General features: G+C 26.4%; 21 protein-coding genes and 3 rRNA genes. 8 read left to right on the top strand and 16 right to left on the bottom strand.

Features of this window, described 5'->3' with window-relative positions:
* Positions 1-3: 3 nt before the first annotated feature.
* Positions 4-426 carry a UPF0236 family transposase-like protein gene (locus AAHM95_RS07200; protein ID WP_342274513.1) on the bottom strand — a complete coding sequence of 141 codons (423 nt, stop codon included), beginning with the start codon at positions 424-426 and terminating at the stop codon, positions 4-6.
* A gap of 72 nt (positions 427-498) precedes the next feature.
* Here AAHM95_RS07200 and AAHM95_RS07195 point away from each other — a divergent pair, with 72 nt between their 5' ends.
* The 3 genes from AAHM95_RS07195 to AAHM95_RS07185 all read left to right on the top strand — a co-directional run bounded on the left by AAHM95_RS07195 (position 499) and on the right by AAHM95_RS07185 (position 2,694).
* Positions 499-2,250 carry a hypothetical protein gene (locus AAHM95_RS07195; protein WP_342274512.1) on the top strand — a complete coding sequence of 584 codons (1,752 nt, stop codon included), beginning with the start codon at positions 499-501 and terminating at the stop codon, positions 2,248-2,250.
* Between the two features lie 106 nt (positions 2,251-2,356).
* Positions 2,357-2,491, top strand: coding sequence for a hypothetical protein (locus AAHM95_RS07190; protein WP_342273790.1), 135 nt, complete (start codon positions 2,357-2,359; stop codon positions 2,489-2,491).
* Entirely contained in the window at positions 2,452-2,694 is a 243-nt protein-coding gene (locus AAHM95_RS07185) for a hypothetical protein (protein WP_281749131.1), read from the top strand. The genes AAHM95_RS07190 and AAHM95_RS07185 overlap by 40 nt, the downstream gene beginning before the upstream one ends.
* Positions 2,695-2,697: 3 nt before the next feature.
* Here AAHM95_RS07185 and AAHM95_RS07180 read toward each other — a convergent pair whose 3' ends face one another.
* The 4 genes from AAHM95_RS07180 to AAHM95_RS07165 are packed head-to-tail and all read right to left on the bottom strand — an operon-like array spanning position 2,698 to position 6,290.
* Complete coding sequence (locus AAHM95_RS07180; protein ID WP_342274511.1) at positions 2,698-4,710, bottom strand: hypothetical protein; 2,013 nt, start codon at positions 4,708-4,710, stop codon at positions 2,698-2,700.
* A complete protein-coding gene (locus tag AAHM95_RS07175; protein ID WP_342274510.1) occupies positions 4,661-5,902 on the bottom strand; it encodes a hypothetical protein in 1,242 nt (413 codons plus the stop codon). The genes AAHM95_RS07180 and AAHM95_RS07175 overlap by 50 nt, the downstream gene beginning before the upstream one ends.
* Before the next feature lie 18 nt (positions 5,903-5,920).
* Positions 5,921-6,043 carry a hypothetical protein gene (locus AAHM95_RS07170; protein ID WP_338977759.1) on the bottom strand — a complete coding sequence of 41 codons (123 nt, stop codon included), beginning with the start codon at positions 6,041-6,043 and terminating at the stop codon, positions 5,921-5,923.
* A 4-nt stretch (positions 6,044-6,047) separates the two neighbouring features.
* A complete protein-coding gene (locus tag AAHM95_RS07165; RefSeq protein WP_342274509.1) occupies positions 6,048-6,290 on the bottom strand; it encodes a hypothetical protein in 243 nt (80 codons plus the stop codon).
* 31 nt (positions 6,291-6,321) lie between these two features.
* Between AAHM95_RS07165 and AAHM95_RS07160 the strand changes: the two genes are divergently transcribed.
* Complete coding sequence (locus tag AAHM95_RS07160) at positions 6,322-7,569, top strand: ISNCY family transposase (RefSeq protein ID WP_342273976.1); 1,248 nt, start codon at positions 6,322-6,324, stop codon at positions 7,567-7,569.
* Positions 7,570-7,725: 156 nt separating this feature from the next.
* Here AAHM95_RS07160 and AAHM95_RS07155 read toward each other — a convergent pair whose 3' ends face one another.
* Together AAHM95_RS07155 and AAHM95_RS07150 are read right to left on the bottom strand one after the other, a co-directional pair.
* A complete protein-coding gene (locus tag AAHM95_RS07155) occupies positions 7,726-8,133 on the bottom strand; it encodes a hypothetical protein (protein WP_342273977.1) in 408 nt (135 codons plus the stop codon).
* A gap of 211 nt (positions 8,134-8,344) precedes the next feature.
* Positions 8,345-9,229: a hypothetical protein gene (locus AAHM95_RS07150; RefSeq protein ID WP_342274508.1), complete on the bottom strand. Its 885-nt coding sequence runs from the start codon at positions 9,227-9,229 to the stop codon at positions 8,345-8,347.
* Between the two features lie 19 nt (positions 9,230-9,248).
* Between AAHM95_RS07150 and AAHM95_RS07145 the strand changes: the two genes are divergently transcribed.
* Together AAHM95_RS07145 and AAHM95_RS07140 are read left to right on the top strand one after the other, a co-directional pair.
* Positions 9,249-9,671 carry a hypothetical protein gene (locus AAHM95_RS07145; RefSeq protein ID WP_342274507.1) on the top strand — a complete coding sequence of 141 codons (423 nt, stop codon included), beginning with the start codon at positions 9,249-9,251 and terminating at the stop codon, positions 9,669-9,671.
* A 22-nt stretch (positions 9,672-9,693) separates the two neighbouring features.
* A protein-coding gene (locus AAHM95_RS07140; RefSeq protein WP_338975281.1) for an IS3 family transposase occupies positions 9,694-10,811 on the top strand; the annotation gives its coding sequence in 2 pieces (ribosomal slippage) (positions 9,694-9,964 and positions 9,964-10,811; 1,119 coding nt in all).
* Positions 10,812-10,955: 144 nt separating this feature from the next.
* Here AAHM95_RS07140 and AAHM95_RS07135 read toward each other — a convergent pair.
* Positions 10,956-11,819, bottom strand: coding sequence for a MurR/RpiR family transcriptional regulator (locus AAHM95_RS07135; protein WP_342274506.1), 864 nt, complete (start codon positions 11,817-11,819; stop codon positions 10,956-10,958).
* Positions 11,820-11,869: 50 nt separating this feature from the next.
* A complete protein-coding gene (gene tsaB / locus AAHM95_RS07130; RefSeq protein ID WP_342274505.1) occupies positions 11,870-12,451 on the bottom strand; it encodes a tRNA (adenosine(37)-N6)-threonylcarbamoyltransferase complex dimerization subunit type 1 TsaB in 582 nt (193 codons plus the stop codon).
* A 212-nt stretch (positions 12,452-12,663) separates the two neighbouring features.
* On the opposite strand from tsaB, the gene AAHM95_RS07125 reads away from it, so the two are divergent.
* A complete protein-coding gene (locus tag AAHM95_RS07125) occupies positions 12,664-13,377 on the top strand; it encodes a hypothetical protein (protein ID WP_342274504.1) in 714 nt (237 codons plus the stop codon).
* Between the two features lie 432 nt (positions 13,378-13,809).
* Here AAHM95_RS07125 and AAHM95_RS07120 read toward each other — a convergent pair whose 3' ends face one another.
* Entirely contained in the window at positions 13,810-15,435 is a 1,626-nt protein-coding gene (locus AAHM95_RS07120; RefSeq protein WP_342274503.1) for a hypothetical protein, read from the bottom strand.
* A 438-nt stretch (positions 15,436-15,873) separates the two neighbouring features.
* Here AAHM95_RS07120 and AAHM95_RS07115 point away from each other — a divergent pair, with 438 nt between their 5' ends.
* Positions 15,874-16,671, top strand: coding sequence for a Pr6Pr family membrane protein (locus tag AAHM95_RS07115; protein WP_342274502.1), 798 nt, complete (start codon positions 15,874-15,876; stop codon positions 16,669-16,671).
* 62 nt (positions 16,672-16,733) lie between these two features.
* On the opposite strand, the gene AAHM95_RS07110 is transcribed toward AAHM95_RS07115, so the two are convergent.
* From AAHM95_RS07110 to AAHM95_RS07085, 6 genes are all read right to left on the bottom strand, one after another.
* The gene (locus AAHM95_RS07110; RefSeq protein ID WP_342274501.1) at positions 16,734-17,021 is read right to left on the bottom strand and encodes a hypothetical protein; all 288 of its coding nucleotides are present in this window, start codon (positions 17,019-17,021) and stop codon (positions 16,734-16,736) included.
* Positions 17,022-17,048: 27 nt separating this feature from the next.
* Positions 17,049-17,222 carry a hypothetical protein gene (locus tag AAHM95_RS07105; protein ID WP_342274500.1) on the bottom strand — a complete coding sequence of 58 codons (174 nt, stop codon included), beginning with the start codon at positions 17,220-17,222 and terminating at the stop codon, positions 17,049-17,051.
* A 103-nt stretch (positions 17,223-17,325) separates the two neighbouring features.
* Positions 17,326-17,432: ribosomal RNA gene (gene rrf / locus AAHM95_RS07100) — 5S ribosomal RNA — on the bottom strand.
* An 82-nt stretch (positions 17,433-17,514) separates the two neighbouring features.
* Positions 17,515-20,452, bottom strand: a 23S ribosomal RNA gene (locus AAHM95_RS07095).
* Positions 20,453-20,643: 191 nt separating this feature from the next.
* Positions 20,644-22,165, bottom strand: a 16S ribosomal RNA gene (locus AAHM95_RS07090).
* Together the 16S, 23S and 5S rRNA genes form the textbook arrangement of a ribosomal RNA operon.
* A 245-nt stretch (positions 22,166-22,410) precedes the next feature.
* On the bottom strand, positions 22,411-25,431 hold the full coding sequence (locus AAHM95_RS07085; RefSeq protein ID WP_342274499.1) for a DEAD/DEAH box helicase family protein: 3,021 nt from the start codon (positions 25,429-25,431) through the stop codon (positions 22,411-22,413).
* Positions 25,432-25,539 lie beyond the last annotated feature (108 nt).

Genomic DNA, 25,539 nt, shown 5'->3' with positions numbered 1-25,539 from the left:
TGTCTATGTAATTAGTGTTCAATAAAGTGTAACCCATCCAATTAAACCTTCAATAAAAGTATCACAAACATCATGATACTTTTTACCATCTGCAAAATATTTCAAAATTTGTTTAATAACATTAGGTGCAAGTTTACTATATTTTTTAACACCAAGATAATTATCTAACAATGAAAGAAATTCCATTTTTTGTGTTTTTGGGTTATAATATGTACAAATACGTCGTTTATAAGTTAATAAACCTTTTTTTGTTTTTAATTTTCTTTTTCTAAATCTATATGACTTATATACAGATTTATCACATGCATTTCATAAATAATCATCTATTTTTTTAAATAATTCTTCTGTTTGTTGTAAATTTAATTTATCTTGATTAAAATTGTGTTTGTCTCAATCAAAATGATTTACAAATGGTAATATAAACATTTTTAATGTTCCTTTCAAAATTTTATTTGTTAATAATTTAAGTTTAATTTTTTTTAAAAATAAGGAGTAAATATGGCTTTTATCACTAGTTATGTACAATTAAATAAAAAATATAATCTTAATTTTAGTGATAATAATTATGGTTTTAGTTGGGATATTTTTAAAGAATTTGTTGGTGATGAATGAGCAGAATATTTTACTACCAATTGTTTTTATCGTTTTGTACCAACAGCACGTGGAACAAGAAAAACTTGAAATTGTTTAGCATTTGATTTATTTATATGTTGTAATTTTAGTGATAGTAGTGTTCAAGAAGTAAGAAGATATGAAAATACTCATAGTGAAACTACAATTGGTGCTTTAATGAATGTTTGTCAAGTTTTATTAGATACATATAATATTAATTTATTACCTAATAATCCACATGGTATTAAATGAAAAATAACTAAGGATGGTGGATGTATTATTTTTCCTAATAATCAACAAATTGACTTTATTGGTTATGCTAATGGTAATAAGATTTTTGGAAAAGAAGCCGGTGGTTCAAGTTTTTTAGGTTCAAGAACAGATGAAATTATTATGGCAGAAGAAAAAGAAACACTAACAGAAAAGCAATTAACATATCGATATGAACGTTTACAAAACTCTATGTTTAGAAGTAATCGTATTAAAGTATCAAAAGAACCTATTAAAGAATGAAGTTGAACGTTTATTGATAAAAATATATATAGTCCTAATTTTGGAAAAAAAATTACTCGCTATTTTTATAAAAGTTTCTTTATTACTTTTACATGTAATCCTTATGATAAATATCATCCATTTTATTTAAAATACTGTACGCCATTTTTACCATTAAATGATAAAGTGATGGAAAATCTTAAAAAAAATGGCAAAATTTATTATGAAAATCAAGATATGTTTAGTGGTTTAGGTTTATTTGTTTTAAGATTTACTATTCAACCATTTTGAAATAAATTACCAGATATTCAAAAAAGAACATTATTAGAAATGAAAAAAAGTAATCCTGATGAATTTAATACTGTTTTTTATGGTTTTGAATTTTTAGATAGTGATGCAACAATTTTCCCATTTCAAAAAACTGTAAAGTGCTGACAACCATATGATTTAAAAGAATTTTATAATTCAAAAAAAGATATGTATAAATTTGATTTTTATTCAGTTGGTGTGGATTGAGCAACTGGTCATAAAGACCATACTGTATTTATAGTAGTGGGTTTTAAAGAATATAATAATACTGGTTATTATGATGCTTATATTATTTGTGAATTAGTAGTTACTCCAAATGATTTTATAAATGAAAATGAAAAAATTAATGCTTATGTTAATGAAATTTTAGGATTAATTGATAATTTTGAAAATTTTGAACAAGCAATTTATTTTTATGATGATAAAGCACGAACTGCCATTGATTGATTAAATCAAAAATTAATAGATGAACATAATACTATTTTAATCACACAAACTGCTATTAAACATGCTTCAAATTTAAATCAAGAAGCAAGATTAACTAATAGAGTAGTTTGAATGAGAAACATTATGAGTTATGGAAACTTTTATGCAAATAAAGATGATTTACCAAAGACTACTCAATGTTTAGAAGAATTACGTTATGACCAAACCAAAACTAACATTCCTAATAAAAATATGTATCAAGACCCGTATGATGGATTATTTTATGCATTGTATCCATATAAAAATGTAATTAGGGGTAAAAATAATGCTACTGTGAAAAAAAAGCATCTTCACATTTGCCATATAATAAACAACTACAATATCATTAATAGTATAGGTATCACAAAATAAACGCCTTTTATTTAGGCGTTATTTTGCGTTTAAAAACGTACTTGTAAAAATAATCAAAAATAGTACAATTTATAAGTAAAATCAAGGAAAAAAGGAGTAATTTAATATGAAAACATGAATAAAAGCAAATTTAAGTAAAATAACATTAGCATTAGCACTAACTGGTGCTACAACTGGAACAATAGGATTAATCATGGGGGGGTGCTTACCCATAATCTTAGTGGACTTAAATATTATTTAAATTCATATAAAAAACCTATAATGGGTGTTCAGAAAATATGAATGTCTGACATTCATGGTATTTCAGTTTCTATAAAAAGTGAATTTAAAATATACTTTGCTGATAATCCTAAAAAAACAAAATTTTATAATGGTGGAGATACTATTGAAAGAATAGATATACCATGAGATGGCAATTATCCATATGGTTATTTTAATAAATAACATTTAAATTTCTAAATTAATATAAGAAATATTTTCATTATATTTGTCAAATAAATTAATATTAGTTAAGTTTATTTCTTGTTTGTCAGTTATTAAAATTAAATAATAATTACCAGCACCAAATATTCCACTAATTTCAATCCGATTTAAATTATTAATTGGATTTTTAATTTGCAATTCAAATTCATTTTTATTATCAATTTGTAATATCTCTTCATAAAATTCTAATTTAGAAAATAATTGAGATTTATTTGAACCATATAAATTTAAAGCATTCTCAATTTTATTGTTACTAATAATTACTCTTGTAAAGTATTTTCCATATTCGCCATTTCCTAATGTTCAATCTGCTGGAATTAATGACGGAATATTATTGCTTTCTAATTCATTTGTAATAGATAATCAATTAAATTGATTATCATCAAGTTTAAATAATTCATTTTGACTAATATCATTATTTTTTAATTTAATATTATTCATATCTGTAAAATCAAAATATTCAGATTTTAGTATTACTTTTACATCTTTATATTTTCAACTATTATCCTTATTAGAATGTATAGGATTTGATTTTAATTCAAAATAATAAGGTAATAAAATTTTATTATCATCATTTAGACCTTTATTTATTGATAATGTTGAATAAATATACTTTGATAACATAATAAATACTTGTTTAAATATTTTAACTTGTTGCAAATTTATGTAATTTGGATAATCAAGTTCTCATTTTCTAAATAAATTAGTAATAACTTCATCAGGTTTTTGACCTGAGAATTTATTACGTAATTTTGCTATTTCATTTTTATCATCATAATCTGCGCCATCAAAATTTCTATTATAGTTATATGTGTAACTTAGCATATCTAATAATAACTGTTGTAAACTATCAATTGGTGGTTTATCATTTATTTCAATTTCTACATCATAAAATTTATTTGTTGTAGAAATAAATAAATTATAGTTACCTACTAAAAATCATGACTCTAATTTTTTATCTTTTAATTCTATTTCATCTGATAATGGTCATACTTTTAAATTTTTAGAAACATCATAACCTAATTTAGCATTTGTTACTCTTGCATTATTAATAATTTCTTTTCTTGTTTCAGTCCCTCCACCAATAGCAATTAAATCTAAAACTGATTTTTCTTCTCCAATAAATTGTTTTGCTAAGTTTCAAGGTAATATTTGTTCACTAAATCATTGTTGTAATATTCTAACTTTTGGTTGAGTTTCAATAGGCATTGATAATAGCGGAAATGCTATCTTATCTTTAACAAATAACTTTGGGTATACTTCCATATTGTCAACTTCACCAAGTACCTTTATATTGCCAAAAATCATGCTTCTAGGTGCTTTAATTTTTAAACCAGTTACTTTGGTATCTTTATCTAATGGTTTTTGTAATTTAATAATAATTGGATAACCATCTCTTGTTTTAAAATCTTTAATTTTAATAATAGTTATACTTTTAGTACTTCTTGTTTTTGGATTTTGATAAGGTTGTGAATAATTATTAATGATATATAAATTATCAATATTATTTTCAGTTAAAGGTTCATTAATAGATACAGCATATAACTTAAATTGATTTAATAAATTTATTTCTTGAAATATTAAATTTTTAATATCAGTCATACTATATTCAATTGTATTATCATTAATATTAGTACTTGCTCTTTGATTTAATTGCATAGTAAAATCAGATGTTTCAACAGCAGTAGTTTTTAATACTTTATCAATATCAATAAAACCTATTTTAATAGTATTTGCTGAAAATTTTAAACTATTATTTTCATTATTTTTAAATAAACGTTCAATTTCATAAATATATATCGTTCTTTTTTTAAATTCATCATATGCTCTATTAATATCTGGGTCACTAGTAGCACGCATCATATTAGTAAAGTCATAAGGAATGTTATCAATTAAATAATCATTTTCTAATTCTGCTTGATTAAGTTTAGTTTGTTTCTGTGGAAATTTCGTTTGTGGTTTGTTGTTGTTTTCCATTGTTCTCTCCTATTAATTGGTTATTTTCGGGATTAAATAATTTTAATTTAACTGTTAAATTATTAATTTCTTGATCATCATTAATATTAAATGTTTTACTATTTAATAAATCTTTATCTACACTTACTAATATTTGAATAAATTTAAGAATATCAATATTAAATTGTCATAATTTTTGTTCAATATAATTAATAGTTGAAATATTTACTGCTGTACTTTCGGGAACTGATTGTTGTGCTGATTTCTTTTGACTTGGTATATGAATACCACAACGTTTAAATATTTCATTAACATTTCAATCATATATATCAGTTAAATTTTTACCTTTAAAATTACTATTTGTCATATTGATATTTTCGTTTTGTTCATTATTATCTCTACCGCTTTTAAATATGTAATTTTTAGTAACTAATGTTCTTACTGCGTCTTCTATTAAAGATTGAACATTGCCATAAGTTTGACTAAATATAAATTTAGGTGAGTTTAAAATAGTATCTAAAACAATTTGTTCATAAATAACATCTAATGCTTTAATTTTATCCATTACTTTATTACAATCTGCTAGCTCATTTGCTTTATTTCTCATAATTGCTATTGGTATATAGTTAATATTTAGTGTTTGTTCTTGTGCTAAATTAGGGTTATTAATGAATGATTTAAAATCTAATGGAAATTGTTTTTTATTATCACTAATACTATAAATTGCACGATTAATAGTTATTTGTTCATTATTTAATGTATAAACTTCAAATAATCTTACCATTTGTGCATTTTGTTCATAACTATCATAAAAAATAGTACATTCAATTAATTTACCACTAATATCATAAACTCTTTGTTGTATATCTACTACTTGAAAATATAAGTCATCATTAGCAATATAAATTAAATAAGCACTAATTCCTAATTTACTTAATTTAAAAATTGAATTTCAATTTTTTCTGTAAAATTCTTGTTGAATTAAATATTGTTTAATAGTTTCATTATTAATATCTAATGGAGCATTATATAAATTAGCATTATTTTCTGCTACAAAATCAGTGAAATAAGTTTCATGGTTAAAATCATTAAAACCAAAATAATTTAAAATTGAAGCATGAGTACTTTTATTTTTATTAGTTAAAAATTTTACTTTTTCATTTTGATTATCACTAATATTACTTTTTTCTTTTCTTTTAAATAGACTTAACATAATATTCACCACCTTTTTTTAAAATATTTGATTAATTTTTAATACAATTTTTATAATAATAAATATAATTAAACCTGCTGTTGCTGATGATAAAATTACTCCTATTAAACCTAAAATAATTTTTATAATTTTAAAAAACATAATATTATTCCTGTAATTCTTCTAATTTTTTAAAAATATAATCTCTACCCATACCCCACATTATTCTATTATTATAAATATTAATTTCAGTATCCGCATTAACATTATTATTTGATATTCATAAACTACTTTTTAAAACATTTGTATCTAATTGATAATAAAAATTAATTATTTGTCAACTATAATTTTTATTTTTGTCATTATTTAGTGATAATTTCCTATTAGTTATCGAGTGAAAATTTCTCAAAAAGTGAAGTTAAATATACTTGGTGATAAAAATGGAAAGAAGCATGACTATGAAAGAAAAATATAAATACAAAATTATAAATGACATTGTTATTAATAAATTATCTAAACATCAAGCCAAAAATAAACTTAACCTAACTATTAGAAGAATTAACCAATTAATTCAAATTTTTAATAAAGAAGGTAAAGTTGGTTTTATTCATAAATCTCGCAATAAAATTTCTAATAAGGCAACAAAAATAGAAATTAAAAATAAAATTATAAACTTATATAAAACAAAATATTATAATTTTAATTTTCAACATTTTCAGGAAAAATTAATTAATGAAGAAAACACTAAAATTGCATATAGTACAGTTTATAATCTATTAATTCAAGAAAAAATCACTTCACCAAAAAGACATAAGAATAAAAAAAATAACTTGCATCCCACAAGAAATCGTAGAACAAATTTTGGTGAATTAATTCAAATGGATGCAAGTAATCATCATTGATTTGGTAACGATAAACCAAAAGCATTTTTACATGCTGCAATTGATGATGCTACAGGAAATATTGTTGGACTATGATTTGATCACCAAGAGACATTAGATGGTTATTATAATGTTTTTTATCAAATTTTAACTAAATATGGCATACCAAAGATATTTTATACTGATAATAGAACAGTTTTTGGATATAAGAAAAAAATTGATTCAGGTAAAATAAACACAGAAAATGACACTTATACTCAATTTCAAAAATGCTGTAATGATTTAGGTGTTGAAGTAATTAGAACCTCAATTCCACAAGCTAAAGGCAGAATTGAACGATTATTTGGAACACTTCAAAGTCGTTTAATTAGTGAATTACGACTTAATAAAATTAAAAATTTAGAAGATGGTAATAAATTTCTTAAAACATATATAAACATTTTTAATAATCAGTTTGCTTTTCCTATTGATGATAATAAATCTGCTATGGTTAAAGCTCCTACACAAAATGAAATAAATGTTTATCTTTCAAGATTTTGTAAAAGAAAAACAGATAGTGGTTCAACTATAACATATTATGGTAAAAAATATTTTCCTTATAAAAATAACAAAGTTCAATATATACAACCTAGAACTGATGTAATTGTACTTAAATCATTTATTAATGAATTCTATCTTAGTTATAATAATAAAATATATGAACTAAAAGAAATAGCATTAAAACCAATTATTAAAGAAGATTTGATAAAAACTAAAAAAGTTTATATACCAAATAAAGACCATCCTTGAAGATATGGATATCAATAATTTTTAATTAAAAGTAAAAAAACATATTTTAGAAGAGATTTATTTTATTAATACTAAACCATATAAAATTTTAAAACATTTGTATATGAGCAAATTTGGTGTCTTAAAATCAATTTTAAAGATATAAAGATATTGCAAATGCAATATCTTCCCCTTTTACATCTGTGGTGAGCTTGGTTTATATCCACTTGTTAAAGGTTGATTTTCACTGTTTGCACTGCGTTTTCATTGTTCAAAAATTGAATCAAAATCATAATCTAAACTTGATTTTAATTTTAAATATTTTCCTACATTATCAACCCTTTTTTGTCCTTTTGATTCGATTTTATCTTCTAAATCATATATATTTAATTTTTCAATATATGGAATTATTTTATATTTCTTTTTTAAATTTTCATTTAATGTTTTTAGATATATTTCTAGTTTTTCTATTTCTTCTTTAAGATTTTTTTCAGTATTTATTATATTATCTAATTCTTTATTATCTTTAATTTTACCCTCTAATTTTTTTATTTCAGAATAATAAAATTCATAAACTGGTGAATTAGGTTTAACTTTAAACATTTTTTATTTTCTCCTTTGAATAAATAATAAAAAAACTCATTTATTTTATCTTAAAATAAATGAGTTAAAAACTTATATAATTTTTTGTATAAATTAATTATACAAAAAATTTTAAAAAATTAAAAAACTTTATTTCTATTTTTATCTAGAAAAGAATTTATTTGGAATTTATGTTTATTTAACAGTATAACTTTTCAAAATAATTTATTTTTTAAAAAATATTTTTGGGAAATTTTCACTCGATATTGACACTATAATTTTTATTATTTTCTTTACTAGTATAATCACCAAAACTATAATATATTCTATAATGTGTTTTATCTTTAAATATATATTCTATATGTGTAATATTATTTTTATCTACTACGACTTTACCTACTTCTTTTCAATTTGAACCACTTGGACTGGGTTGTGGTTGTTTTTCTAATATTTCATTAATTGCTTGTAATAATTTTTTATTTTGAGTTTTTAATAATTTATATTCATTATTTTCTAATAAATCTTTACAAAGTAATGAATTTTCTTCATCATTTAATGCAATTTCATTTGTTTCAGTTTTATATTTAAAATAATCATTTGAAAATTTTTTATCTTTTATTTTTTCTTTTAATTCATTAATAGCACCGGCAATAGTTTTATCAGTAGTTTCTAAATTAGGAATTTCTGCACTAATAGCATTTATTTGAAATGCAATAGGAAATTGTGATTTTACATCTTCTAATTTTTTATCTACTTCTTCTTTTTTATAATAATCAGATAAATTAGGAATTTTATTATTGATTTCATTAATTGCAGGAACGATTTGTTTAGAAACTGTTTGTAAAGCATCATCATTGATATTTTGCTTTTTATCTAATAAATTATTAGTTTCTAGTTTTGTGTAATAATCATGTTCAGTACTTTCTTCTGTTATAAATTCAGTTGGTGTATCTATTCCTTGATATTGATATATTTCTTGTATATCACCAATTAAATTAATTTTTCCACGTTCAGGATAGGAATTACCTCCACCACTAAATTTTTTATTTCTATTGTCATAGTAAATAGTTCCAATATTTAAAATATTTTTATTTTGTATTTGTTCTTTATAAGTCATCCAATCACTTCCAAAATGAATGATTAAAAATAATTCTTTTATTGTTGATAATAATTACACATATTGGGTTTTTAATTCTGAAAATATTAAAAGAGAATTAAATGGTGATGAATTAACAAAATTATTAGAACCATATATTTCTGAACAGAAAATAACTGTTAATAAACCAGAAACACCCAAAGAATATTATCTTAATGATATAAAACTTGAACCATTAACATTTTATGAACAGCATAATAGTTGATTTATTGGTGAAATAACTGATAGTAAAACAAAGATTACTAATCCTTGTTTTAAATATAATGTTACATGAGAAGAAAACAGAAAAGGTTTTAAACTAAATAATCCATATAACCATAATGATTTGTCAATTAATTATATAGTCACTTGGATGGGTTACACTTTATTGGACACTAATTACATAGACAAGTGAACAAATTAGTTAAAAGAAAGGAATTATAATTATGGTCACTATTAACTCATATTCAGATGAATTTAAAAAACAAATAGTAGCTTTATATCAAAGTGGCAAATCAGTATCTTGCCTTGTTAAAGAATACAATGTTACAAGAGCAGCTACTTACAATTGAATTAAGCAATTTACTAATTCAGGTAGTTTTAAAACTAAAGATAATCTTTCAGATTTAGAAAAACAATTAATTCAAGCAAATAAAGAATTAAAACAGTTACGAATGGAAATTGATATTTTAAAGCAAGCAGCACTAATAATAGGCAGAAAGTAGAGATTATTGCAAATAATAAATCTAAATATAAAATTCGCACAATGTGTCATTTTTTAAAACTCTCTAAATCAACATATTATTTTAATTTAAAGAAAAAAAATAAAATTCAAAATAATATTTATGAACAAGCTGTTATTAGTGCTTTTAAAGAAAATAAAGAAGTTTATGGTACTAGAAGATTAAAAGTCATACTAGCAAACCAAGAAATTTATTTATCACGCAGAAAAATTAAAGAAATTATGAATAAGCATAATTTAATATCAAAATACACTAAATTATCATTCAAAAATTATCATAATAAAGTCAATGATAGTCAAATAACCAATCTTGTTAATAGAAACTTTAATAATAGAATTAAAAATGAAGTTATTGTTAGTGATTTAACTTATGTTCAAGTTAATGGTAAATGAAACTATATTTGCCTATTAATCGACCTATTTAACCGCGAAATTATTGGACATAGTGTTGGAGTTAAAAAAGATGCATCATTAGTATATCAAGCATTTATGCAATCAAATCACTGTTTAAAAGATATTGAAATATTTCATACTGATCGCGGTAATGAATTCAATAATAAAACTATTGATAAACTTTTATTAGCTTTCAACATAACTCGATCTTTAAGCAAAAAAGGATGTCCTTATGACAATGCTGTTGCTGAAGCAACTTTTAAAACTTTCAAAATTGAATTTATTAATGATAAAAATTTTACATCATTAATCCAATTAAAATTAGAATTATTTGATTACATCAATTGATATAACAACATAAGAATTCACAGTACTCTAAACTACCTAACTCCAATTAGTTATCAAAAACAAATGTCTACCAAAAAATAGTCCTAAAAAGGGTTGCCATTCCAAATAAAAATTTTAAAATTTTACAATTACAAAAAAAAGACAAGAATTTTATTCTCGTCTTTTGTCATTTATTTTTAATTCAAGGGTTTAAAAAAGAAAGGAGCTATTTTTAAAACTTTTTAGTTATCGACATCTTCGACACGCTCCCAAAAATTTTTTAATTACTTTATTAGTTTTAATTCTATTTTCTAAATATCAATCTTTATGCTTTGATTTTAATAAATATGTTGTTACTAAATCATTAAAATAAGTAATAGCAAATAATGGAGAAATAAATATTTCTTGTGCTTCATAAAGTCCTGAAGAAACAATATTAAATGTTCAATCAGCATAAGTCACTAATTCAGTTTTATCTTGTGATGTAACAACTGCAATTTTAGCATTATTCTTTTTAGCAAGTTTAGCTGCTTCAACAATAGTAGTGGTTTTACCTGATAATGAAAAAAGAATTATTACATCTTCTGGAATAATTAAAGAAGCATGCATTAAAATACTATCATCATCTTTATTTAAACAGATTGATCGTAAACCAAACCGATATAATTTATTTGATAAATCCTCCGCACCTAAACCAGAATGACCAATGCCTGCTAAATAAATACAAGCTTTACGATTATCATCTATTCAATTAATAAATCTTTGTAATTCCTCATAATTAATTGTTGAATCATTTAAATCCATCAGTTTTTTATAATGTTCTTTTAAAACACTACGATCACCAAAAAACTCACGATTTAAAGCTTTGAAAGTAGTTTCTTGCGCAGCTAAACTAATGATAAATTCACGATAACCTTTAAATCCCAACTTCTTAATTAAATTATAAACAACACTATAACCAACAGTATTTTCTTTAGCCAAAGAACTAATAGTAACTTGATCCATTTTTTGACTATTCTTATTAATATAGTTAATAAGAACTTTTTCTTTTTTTGTGAAATTATTTTCTTCCTTTGATACTCTAGATCAAAAATTATCATTGATAAGCATGTAAAAACTCCTTTTTAAACTAATGTAAAATATTTAAATATTATTATTTTTTAATTATGTGATGAAAATGGATCATTAATATAATATGGTTGCAAATCTTCCATTTTTTTTACTTCGATAAAATATGATGACAACTTTTGAAAATTTTCCACAATATTACACTTTTCTAAATTTTCAATTATTTTATAATCTAGTAAATCACTAATAATACCAATTTTAGCATTTTCATCTACTAATTGCGGCTGAATAATTATTTTTCCATTATCACATACTGCCAAATAACTTTTATTATTGTATGCTGACAAAACACTTATTGATTTTATTAATCCTGCCTGTAATAATAAACTATTAATAGTAAAAACCGTTAAAAAACTATTCAAAACTTTAAGTGTTTTGACAAAAGTAATTGCTACTCTAATTCCAGTATAACTGCCAGGACCATTTGCAATAACTACTTTTGAAATATCTTTTAATTTTATTTTACATTTTACAAGTAAATTAGTAATAGTTGGAATTGCCAATTCTGTTTGTTTTTGTCAAGCAATAAATGATGAACTTGCTAAAATTTTATTACCTTGCAAAATCACCACTGTTAATTTGTTATTTGTTGTATCTAAATATAATTGATACATAACATCACCTTATTATTTCATTTAGTTGCTATTAATAATTTTCTAATATCTTACATACTTATTATAATATCATGTATAATGTAATTAAAATAGAAAAAATATAGAATTGTGAGTTGATCCATATGGGAATAAGAAAAAATATAGGATTTAAAAGTAAATTTTCTGATTTTTTACTTTGATCTGGGCTAATTATTGCTGTTATAGGTCTAATAATGCAATTTGCAATAGTTTTAATTGAGTATAAACCAATAACAGTTGGAACACCTAATCCTCATAATTTATGAACTCCAGATGGCCCATGAGTTGGTATTTGAACAATGATTTCTACCTTTACTATTCAATCAAATTTTTTAGTTTTTCTTTTCTTTTGTTTTGTATTAACAAATCGTTTTCATGACAATCGCGCACAATTTGTTTTTGGGCGATTTTCATTAGCAATTACTGTTTATATTACCGTAACTCTTATCGTATTTTTTGCTGTATTATTTAAACCAATGATAAATAATTTAGATAGTAGTAATAGTATTAGCATATTAAATTTTATAAATACATTTTTATTACATTTAATAGTACCAGTGATAGTGATTTTATATTTTATGTTTTCTGCTGGTAAATACTACTGAAAACTCGGAAAACAAACATATCTTTGAATACCAATTATTTCTATTTACATGTTTGCATATTTAGGTTATGCACTTGCTAAAGGAAATTTTGTTGGTTTTTTAAGAAAAGGAACGACAGAAATTGATTATTCATTTCCATATCCATTTTTAGATTTTCATAAAAGTTTAACTACTTTCTTTATTTATATCTTTGCAATTTTAATCTTATACATAATTTTGATGTTACTTTTTACTCTTTATAATAATATTCTTTATAAGAAAAATAATAAACCAATAGCAGCTTTAAGAGATACAAATTTTTAATGTAAAATAATTTATAAATAAAGTGTACTAGTTTATAAACTAGTACACTTTATTACTATTATTTATTATTTAAAAAATATTGAAAAATAATTGATTGTAGGGAGGAATATATATTTGTGAAAAGTAAAATTTGAAATTGTATTATTTTTTTAAATATTATTTTGTTATTTTTTCCCTCCTTTTTCTTAATATATTTTATTTTAAAATTATATAAAAACTCCTTGTATAGCATATATAGCATACAAGGACTTAAAGTCAAATATAAAATTAAAACCGGCATTACTTAAATATTTTCTAAACATTTATAACTGCCATTTTTATTGTAACTCACTAAAAAAAAAAAAACAAGTAATAACATTTTTTACACTTATCATTTTATATTTTTATATAATATATTGCATTTTAACAAGTACTACTTAAAAATAATAAACTTTATTTTAAATATTTCTTTTTACGAATAATAACAACAACTATTGGAATTATAGTTAAAAAACTAATAATGAAGCCACAAATGATAATAATATTTCAATTATTAACTAACATTTTAGTTGTTAATGGTATATTAACATCTCAGGGACGATCTGAATTATTACTTTGTAAATAATTAACATAATTTTGTTTAGTAATATCACCTTGATATTGAATAAATCATGATAAAAACTCACCAGCAGCATTATTTTTTAAATCTTCAATTTTAATACTATTATTAGTAGTACTATTTAAATATTGTTGAAAACCTGCTAATAAATTATTAGTTTTTTCAAAAAAATCAGTACAATTTGCAAAATTAGGTATTTTTGTATTGCTTCTATAAACAGTAATATATTGTTCAGAAGCAGCTTGACGTTGTAAGTCAGATGTATCTAAACCTATACAATAAACTTGAAAATTACTTCCTTGATTAAGAGTTAAATTATCACCATCTTTAATAGGTGTTCCTGAATCATTTTTTGCTTTTTGTAAAGTTTGTGAATCAACTTTTCATTTTAGTCAATGTTGTTGTGAATCACTAATATTTACTTTAGCTTTCTCAATAGCTTTATTCATAACTATTAATGTATTTTTATTATCTTGTGAATTATTTTGAACTAAATATTGAGGTGTAATTACAGGATTTTCTTTAACTTTTTCATCACTAATAGTACTAAATTGAATATTTGAACTATTATTTGTTAACTTAATAGTTTTACTATAGCCACTATCTTTAACACTAACATTAAAACTAGTTGATTTTAAATGATCGTCTGGTTTATGATTTAATATTGCATAACTAATTGAACCATTATCAAAAACTTCATCATTTTTATCATTTATTAATAATTGTTCATTCTTATCATTTTTATTTTTTGCTAAAATAGCTAACATTGGTTGATTAGTATCATTGGGATTACCATTATTAAGTGGTAAAATTGCTAACCGATCTTGAACGATTTTATGACTATTTAAAAAATCATCGCTTGGTTTAATCATATAAGGAATACTAAAATAATTATTAAAATCTGCCCTAGGATTTACCGTTGCAAAAATACCATTGTTAATCTGTGCTGGTAAACTATTATCATGGTAACCAACATAAACATAACCAAAACTAGCAATATCATTAAAACTTTGTTTAGCAACACTACGACCAATAACTTTATCAGTAAAATATTTAATACCATTATCTGGTAAGATATTATTAGCTTTGTTTTCGATTTGTTCCTTAAATTTCTTATTAACTTCTTTACTAATATCATCATTTGAATTATTATTAACCTTATTAATAAGGTCTGATCAATCATTAAATTGTTCTGTTATTACTTCTTTATGCAATCTAATAAAATCTTCATACTTATTATTAATTGAATTTCAAGTATTGGCTTCACTAATTAAATTTTTATTATTTTCCTTAACAGTAATATGAAACCCAGAAAGTTTGTTACTGTCATTAACAGTACTAATATTAGATTGATGATTAGTAACTATCATTAAACTACTAGTAAGAGATAATGCCAAAGCCAAACTTATTGTTTTAAAACTTTTAGTTTTTTTAAAACTAAAAGATAAGAAATTTGTCATTATGATTACTCCTTTTTTACCTATTATTTGTGTTTATAATTATAATATTAAATTAAGTATATTTAATTAAATACTTAAAATCTTAGTTTTAATAAAATAAAACTAAGGATATATAATCAATTATTAAACTTTTTGTTAAATCAACATATATAATTTTAATACTTATATAATTACTTATATATTCATTAAAATTATAAGGATAAAATTATATCCTTAACATTAATAATAAACTTTATTACCAAAAAATCAAGATTAAATAATTAATAAGTTAATTTTTTTAACTTATTAAGTGTTTTAAATAATCAGTTAGTAAATATTAATAGTGATAAGAAAAAACTTGATATACTAAATAAGTAGCATATTCAATCATAATAAAAAATTAAATTTCCTATCAAAAATTTAATTAAATTTAATTCTAATATAAATAGGAGAAAAAATATGAATTGAAAAAATAATAGTGAATACCGATTAAAAAAAAGAAATCTTATTAAATTTATTTGACGTTTATTTGGTCTACTTATTATTTCTTTATTCTTAATTTTTGATTTAATAATTACTATTAATTATCCCAATGCTTTCATTGTTCCTAATGTTGATAAACCAACTGAAAGATTGGCAATTTATTATTTTTATTTTACAACTCAAACTAATTATTTAGTACTCATTTATTTATTTGCTTTTTTATTTGAAAGTAAATTTAAAGAAAATTCAAAACCAAGTTTTTATATTTTATTAAGCATTACTATTTATATTACAATTACAATGTTAGTATTTTGAATAGGTATCATTAGTAATAGCCAAGAAAGAAGTAAATATGGAACTGATATTTATTTATGATTTAAAACAATAATTCTAAATCTAATTATGCCAATTGTTATGATTTTAAATTTTGCTTTATCATGTGGACGTGATTTTTATTCACTAAAAAATCATCATAAACTTTATATGTGATTTATTTTATTTTATCCTTGTTTTTATGTAGTAATGGTAATGGTTCGTGGTGTACTACGTGTTAAACAAGGAGAAAATATTAATACTTGTTATCCTTACTTTTTTTTCAACTACCAAAAATATGGTGTAGGAGTATTAGTTACTGCTATTATTTTTCTGTTAATTATTAGTATTGGTTTACAATACCTTTATTTATGAATTAATAACATACAATATAAAAAAAAGCATGATGATGATAAACCAAATTTTCCAATCATTACTTATCCTTATGGTTTTAAATTATAAAAAATAAAATAAGGCTTTTAATTTCTAAAGCCTTATTTATATAATTTATTAAATATTTTTAATTATTCATTTACCATAGAAACTACTTCTTCTGGTTTATTAGTAACTGGAAGATATTTACCAATAATTAATAATACACCTGAAGCAATATTAAGTCCTAAAAAAATAATATTAATACCACTAATAAAATTAAAATTTGATGAAAACATAACTATTAAAGAAAAACCTGCTAAAACCAAAGTTACAATTCCAACAGCTAAACCACTATTAGCATTTCCTTTTAAAATATTATTGCACATAATAATTATTACAATTGAAAATCCAATAGCAATTAAAAGTCCAAAAATCAATCCAACAATAAATATTGTACTAACTCCTTATGTTAATGAAGTGTGATCATATTTTGTAAAACTTTTAAAAATGACACTACTTGCTGTTGCTAAAATAATTGTAATAATTACACTTCAAATAATATTTATAATATTTGTTATGAATCCAATTTTAGTTCCAATATATAATTTTTTATCTAATTTCTTTTCAACCTTATCCATTTTTTCTCCTTTTTTCTTAAAATCTTTTTTACATTTTAATACTCTCAATCTTAACATAAAAAAAAATTAAAATTTTAAATTAAATACTAACACAAACAAAAAAATTTGGCATCGTGCTATTTTCCCATTGCTGGTATTTTCGCTGCTGGAGTGCTTAACTGCTGTGTTCGAGATGAGAACAGGTGTGACTACTCCGCCATGGACACCAAATAGTTTAGCAATTGCTCCCTAAAAACTAGAAACAGACATCTTTAAATTTGATTACTTTTGATTTGCAATAGAGAATATATTCTTCAATAAATGCTCGATCTATTAGTATCAGTAAGCTGAACATATCACTATGCTTACACACCTAACCTATCAACCTTGTAGTATTCAAGGGATCTTACTTCTTTCGAATGAGAAATCTCATCTTGGAACTGACTTCGCGCTTAGATGCTTTCAGCGCTTATTCATGCTCTACATAGCTACCCAGCTGTGCCACTGGCGTGACAACTGGTGCACCAGAGGTAGGTCCATTCCGGTCCTCTCGTACTAGGAACAGCTTTCCTCAAATTTCTTGCGCCCACGACAGATAGGGACCAAACTGTCTCACGACGTTCTGAACCCAGCTCGCGTACCGCTTTAATGGGCGAACAGCCCAACCCTTGGAAGCGACTACACCTCCAGGATGCGATGAGCCGACATCGAGGTGCCAAACCTCCCCGTCTATATGAACTATTGGGAGAGATTAGCCTGTTATCCCCGGGGTAACTTTTATCCGTTGAGCGACGGCCTTTCCACACAGCACCGCCGGATCACTAAGCCCAACTTTCGTTCCTGCTCGACTTGTATGTCTCGCAGTCAAACACCCTTTTACCTTTGCGCTCTACATATGATTTCCATTCATATTGAGGGTACCTTTGGGCGCCTCCGTTACTTTTTAGGAGGCGACCGCCCCAGTCAAACTACCCACCAGACACTGTCCTTAGACCAGATTATGGTCTCAAGTTAGAATTTCAATATAGCAAGGGTGGTATCCCAATGGTGACTCCATGCCTACTAGCGTCTGCATATCAACGTCTCCCACCTATGCTGTACAAACTACACCAAAATTCAATATCAAGTTGTAGTAAAGCTCCACGGGGTCTTTCCGTCTAATCGCGGGTAACCTGCATCTTCACAGGTACTAAGATTTCACCGAGTCTATAGCCGAGACAGCGTCCGGATCGTTACGCCTTTCGTGCGGGTCAGAACTTACCTGACAAGGAATTTCGCTACCTTAGGACCGTTATAGTTACGGCCGCCGTTCACTGGGGCTTCAGTTCAAAGCTTCGCTTACGCTAACAAATCTCTTTAACCTTCCAGCACTGGGCAGGCGTCACCCCCTATACATCGTCTTACGACTTAGCAGAGAGCTGTGTTTTTGCTAAACAGTCGCCCGGACCTCTTCACTGCGACTCATATTGCTATGAGCTCCCCTTCTCGCTAACTTACGGGGTTATTTTGCAGAGTTCCTTAGCTATAGTTATCTCGCTTGCCTTAGGATATTCTCCTTGACCACGTGTGTCCGTTCTCGGTACAGGCACCATGGTGATGTCTTTAGAAACTTTTCTTGGAAGTATGGCATCAAATGCTTCGTTACTAAGCGAACCGTTCACTCCCCATCGTACTTCAAGGTTAACGCTGTGCGGATTTGCCTACACAACCCTTTTTGTACTTAGCCCAGCACTACCAACCACTGGGACATTTTAGCCTTCTCCGTCATTCCATCAGTCACCATGGTGGTACAGGAATATCAACCTGTTATCCATCGACTACGCCTTTCGACCTCGCCTTAGGTCCTGACTAACCCTGGGTGGACGAACCTAGCCCAGGAAACCTTGGTCAATCGGCATGAAGGATTCTCACCTTCAATCGTTACTCACGCCGGCATTCTCACTTCTAAACGCTCCACTAGTCCTTCCGGTCTAACTTCGTCGCAGATTAGAACGCTCCCCTACCGCCCACAATATATGTAAACATATATATAGACCCATAGCTTCGGTACAATGCTTAGCCCCGGTACATTTTCCGCACAGAATCATTCGACTAGTGAGCTGTTACGCACTCTTTAAAGGATGGCTGCTTCTAAGCCAACCTCCTAGCTGTCTGAACAATTCCACATCGTTTTCCACTTAGCATTGATTTGGGGACCTTAGCTGATGATCTGGGCTGTTTCCCTCACGTCCATGGACCTTATCACCCATAGACTGACTGCCAGATATGTAACAATGGCATTCGCAGTTTAATTGCATTCAGTACCCCGAGGTGGGGCCATCATACATTCAGAGCTTTACCTCCATTGCACTAATTCTGACGCTAGTCCTAAAACTATATCGGGGAGAACCAGCTATCTCCAGGTTCGATTGGAATTTCACCGCTAGCCACAAGTCATCCACGGTCTTTTCAACGAACGTTGGTTCGGTCCTCCATTAACTGTTACATTAACTTCAACCTGCTCATGGCTAGATCACCTGGTTTCGGGTCTACGACCACATACTAAACGCCCTATTCAGGCTCGCTTTCACTTCGGCTCCGTCTTTTCAACTTAACCTTGCATGTAATCGTAACTCGCCGGCTCATTCTACAAAAGGCACGCCGTCACCCATTAACGGGCTCCGACTTGTTGTAAGCATATGGTTTCAGAAACTATTTCACTCCCCTCTCGGGGTACTTTTCACCTTTCCCTCACGGTACTGGTTCACTATCGGTAATTGGTTAGTATTTAGCCTTACGCAGTGGTCTGCGCAAATTCCGACAAGGTTCCACGTGCCTCGCCGTACTCAGGATACTGTCAAGAGATTTATACATTTCGCATACTGGGCTTTCACCATCTATGGCGTTGCTTCCCAACAACTTCTGCTATATATAAATTTTGTAACTCTTCATAGGTCGAACCTAATAGACAGTCCTATAACCCCAGTCTGACGACTGGTTTAGACTGCTCCCTTTTCGCTCGCCGCTACTAAGGGAATCGCATTCGCTTTCTTTTCCTCTAGGTACTAAGATGTTTCAATTCTCTAGGTATCACTCTGCACAACTATGAATTCATTGTACAGTACTATCTGATTAAAGATAGTGGGTTTCCCCATTCGGACATCTCCGGATCAAAGCTTATTTCCAGCTCCCCGAAGCTTATCGCAGGTAATCGCGTCCTTCATCGTCTTCCAATTCCAAGGCATCCACCATACGCTCTTAATAATTTATTTTTAGAATATCCTATTGCAAGATAAAAATTATCTTATTTTTTTAAAAGATGTCTATTATCCAGTTTTTAAAGAACAATTGTTCAGAGAAAACAATCCCTGAAAACTAAACAGAACAAAAGAAGTAATCCAATAAATCATCCATCTAATTTTTCTTGTTGTCTTGGTTTCTTATTAGAAACTAAACTCCATAGAAAGGAGGTGATCCATCCCCACCTTCCGGTAGGGATACCTTGTTACGACTTAACCCCAATCATCAACCCTGCCTTTGGCAGCTCCCTCCTTGCGGTTAGGACACCGACTTCTGGCATTGCCAACTCTCCTGGTTTGACGGGCGGTGTGTACAAGACCCGAGAACGTATTCACCGCGACATTGCTGATTCGCGATTACTAGCGATTCCGACTTCATGAAGTCGAGTTGCAGACTTCAATCCGGACTGAGACTGACTTTTTGAGATTTGCTTGACCTCGCGGTTTAGCGACTCTTTGTATCAGCCATTGTAGCACGTGTGTAGCCCAGGTCATAAGGGGCATGATGATTTGACGTCGTCCCCACCTTCCTCTAGCTTACACTAGCAGTCTCCTTAGAGTCCCCAACTTAATGCTGGCAACTAAGGACAAGGGTTGCGTTCGTTGCTGAACTTAACCAAACATCTCACGACACGAACTGACGACAACCATGCACCACCTGTATCCTTGTTAACCTCTACTATATCTCTATAGCTTCGCAAGGTATGTCAAGACTTGGTAAGGTTCTTCGCGTTGCTTCGAATTAAACCACATGCTCCACCGCTTGTGCGGGTCCCCGTCAATTCCTTTGAGTTTCACTCTTGCGAGCATACTACTCAGGCGGAGTACTTAATGCGTTAGCTACAGCACTGCCTCATGGCAACACTTAGTACTCATCGTTTACGGCGTGGACTACTAGGGTATCTAATCCTATTTGCTCCCCACGCTTTCGTGCCACAACGTCAGTAATAGACCAGTTAGCCGCCTTCGCCACTGGTGTTCCTTCATATATCTACGCATTCCACCGCTACACATGAAATTCCACTAACCTCTCCTATACTCTAGTAATGTAGTTTCCAAGGCGGTTAGGGGTTGAGCCCCTAAATTTAACCTCAGACTTGCAAAACCGTCTACGCACGCTTTACGCCCAATAAATCCGGATAACGCTTGCCACCTATGTATTACCGCGGCTGCTGGCACATAGTTAGCCGTGGCTTTCTGGTAAGGTATGGTCGATACTAAAATCATTTCCTATTCTAGCACTTCTTCTCTTACAACAGACCTTTACAATCCGAAGACCTTCATCAGTCACGCGGCATTGCTCCATCAGGCTTTCGCCCATTGTGAAAAATTCCCTACTGCTGCCTTCCGTAGAAGTTTGGGCCGTGTCTCAGTCCCAATGTGGCCGTTCATCCTCTCAGATCGGCTACGCATCGTTACCTTGGTAAGCCATTACCTTACCAACTAGTTAATGCGCCGCATCCCCATCAATTAGCGAAGCAAATGCTCCTTTCATTATTTATCATTGCAAATAAATAACATATGCGGTATTAGCTGTCGTTTCCAACAGTTATTCCCCACTAAATGGTAGGTTAGATACGTGTTACTCACCCGTTCGCCACTAAAGTATTGCTACTTTCGTTCGACTTGCATGTATTAGGCATGCCGCCAGCGTTAATCCTGAGCCAGGATCAAACTCTCAATAAAATTGTTTTTGTTAAAAGATGATGTCTGACTTATTTAATTTTTAATAAAAAATTGACGGATTAATTCTTGTTCTATTTAGTTTTCAAAGATCGTTTTTTCTAGTTTGTAACCCATTTATTTTTGGGACAATAACAATAGTACAACATGCCATAATTATTGTCAACCTAATTATCATAAAAAAACATTATTTTTTTAAAATTAAAATCATTAAAATTTTTTATAAAATTAAAAAAATAAAATATTATTTATTCTACTAAAAATTTAATAGTAATATAATCACTCTTAATTGTTAATTGATATTGACCAATACCAATAAAGTCATACAACTTTAAAGCAAGATTTTTAAATTTTTTATTACAATCATTATTTAAAAATAATATTTTTTCAATATTATTATTTTGTAAATCTTTCACTAATTTTGAATTAATCGTTTTATTTTCTGGTATTGATCAGTAATATTCTTTTGTTAATTTATTATAACTAGTTAATTTACCATAATTTGTTCCATCAATATCTGCAAAAATTACTGATTTATTTTCATTAAATGTCAAATGACCCGCTTGAAAGGCAATAATTTTTAAAGGTCCAAGTTTTTTATTAAAATTAACACGATTAATTGTACATAGTGCCTGATGCACAGTAAATGTTGAATGATAAGATAATAAAGGATAATCTTGATTAAAATGTTCATTAAGTAACAATGTTTCATAATCTAGTTTATATTTAAGAATAATTTTTAGTTCATTAACAACCAATTTGTTATTTTCAATGAAATTTGTAACTAAACATGGTATTTCATTAAAATTTGGAAAAATATGATTAAATACTTTATTACTTGTAACCTCATATAATAATGATACTATTAATAAATTGTCATAATGATAATTAATTAATTCAGTATCTAATTCTTGACTTAATCTTAAATAAAAATAATTAACTATTTGATAATCATTTAAAAATAAGAATTGTTTTAAGATATTTTGATTACGATTAGTATCATTATCATGGGTTTGATAATTTTTTATTTTTTTTGCTATTCGTAAATAAAAATCATTTAAAAAATTATAAAATTCTTGAATTGTCAAATCATAATCAATTAATATTTTAAAAATAGCATTATCATTATAAAGTTGATAATATGATTGAATTACCAAATAAATTTTTTTTCGTGATTGATATCATTGCTTTAAATTAGTTAAAATGACGTTTTGACTTCTTGGTTCTAAAGTAATAGTACATCCATAAGGTAAATTAAAACTATTAGTTAATTGTTTATTAACATTTATAATATGTGAGTTCGAAAGATTTTTAATACCAATGGTTATGTCATATTTTTTATCAATATTAGCAATTAAATCATAAACCTCTAAACAATGTTTAGTTTCTGTTTTTCTCAATCCTCTTCCTAATTGCTGTAAATATACTGTTTTTGAATTAGTTGGTCGTAATAAAATAATAGTATCAATTTCAGGAATATCAATTCCCTCATTAAAAATATTTACTACACATAAATAATTAATAATTCTATTTTTAAAATCATTAATTATTTTACTACGATTAGTTTGATTTTTACTTGTTAAAAAATCTGCTTTTAAGCCCTGATTTTGCAAAAATCTAGCAACAATTTGTGCATGAGTAATGTTAATACAAAAAATTAAACAAATCCGATTACTATAAAATCCAATATAGTCATTAATTACATCTAATAATAACTTATTTCTTGCTTCAGTATTTAATTTTTTAAATAATTGTTGATCATTATTTAAATCAATACCAGTTAAATCAGCAGTAATGTCATCAATACAATAATAATCAAATGGTGATAAAAGTTTTTCATTAATTGCATCTCACAATCGTAATTCATGTGCAAACTCATTATCAAAATAATTAATAATGTTTTTATTATCTTCTCGTTCTGGTGTTGCTGTTAAACCAATAATTTGTTTAGGATAAAAATAATTTAAAATTGTCTGAAAAGTTTTGGCAGCCAAATGATGAGCTTCATCAAAAATAATAATATCAAATTGTTGACGTTTAAACTTATTTAGATGTCTATGTACAGTTTGTACTGTTGCAAATAAATATTGTTCTTGAAAATTATTTTGTTTACTATTTAAAATAGTTGCAAATTTTTTATCATTTATTACTTTTCGAAAAGTAATAATTGCTTGTTCAATAATTTCTCTTTGATGTGCTAAAAATAAAATTGAAGGTTTTTGATTATTATTTTCTTTGATTTGATTTAAATAGTCAAAAGCAGATACTACTGTTTTACCAACACCTGTTGCCATGACAATTAAATGTTTTGTTTTTTTAAGTTTTCTTCTTAACTTTAATTTATTAATTAAGGCAATTTGAAAATCATAAAGAAAATAATTAGTTGCTAATCATTGTTCATCTTTTTTATTTACAAGCAATCGATTATATTCAATTCGTGATAGTAATTGTAATCGTTGTTGTTCATCATTTAAATCAACTAAATTATCATTTCATAATTTATAATACTGATTTAAAATGTTTTGATATAGTTGCTTATTATCAAATTCATTAATTTTAATATTTCATTCACGACCACTAGCTAAACCTTTTTGCGTTAAATTTGATGAACCAATTATTGCTGAAGAAAAACCTGAATTTCGTTTAAAGATAGCAGCTTTAATATGAATTCTTTCACTACGTTTTTCTAAATTATTTTCAACTTTAACTTTAATATTAGGATACTTTTTTATTATTTTAACTAATGCATATAAATTAACAAATAAAGCCATATCATCAAAAGTAGTAGTAATAAAATTAATAGTAATATTATGATTTAAAGCGTAAGTAAATGATGAACGTAACTTATTAATAATTGAATTTGATATAAAAGGATAAATGAAGTATACTTCATCACAAGTTCTAATTTCCTGATTTAAATGATTAATTAATACTTGTTGGTTTTCATTAGTAAATAGATAATTATCACTTAATCTAATATTAGAAGTTAAAGGATTATCTATGATATTATCATTTACTTGTAATAAAATGTTATTACTAAATTTATTAGTAGTAAAATTACTTATGATTTGATTTAAAAAATCAATTTTTGCTTCTGGTGATTTAATCGTTTTTAATTTTTCAATTAAAGTATTATTTAGTTGTTTAACTAAATAATGATCAATGTCTTTAATTAATTCTTTTTCATCATTAATATGTGATGTTTGGAAGTTATTGCTAATATCATCACTAATCTTTAATAATAAATCATAATAACCCTTATTTTTCATACTCTACACTTCCTAATAAATAGTGTCTATTTTAATAAATTATAATCTATATTTTAATATATTATTAACTATTATAAAATAATTTTGTAAAGTAAAAAACCTCTAATA

It is taken from the genome of Spiroplasma endosymbiont of Phycita roborella (assembly GCF_964031195.1).
Lineage (GTDB): Bacteria > Bacillota_I > Bacilli_A > Mycoplasmatales > VBWQ01 > Spiroplasma_E > Spiroplasma_E ixodetis_A.
This window is presented reverse-complemented; position numbering and strand designations above follow the sequence as displayed.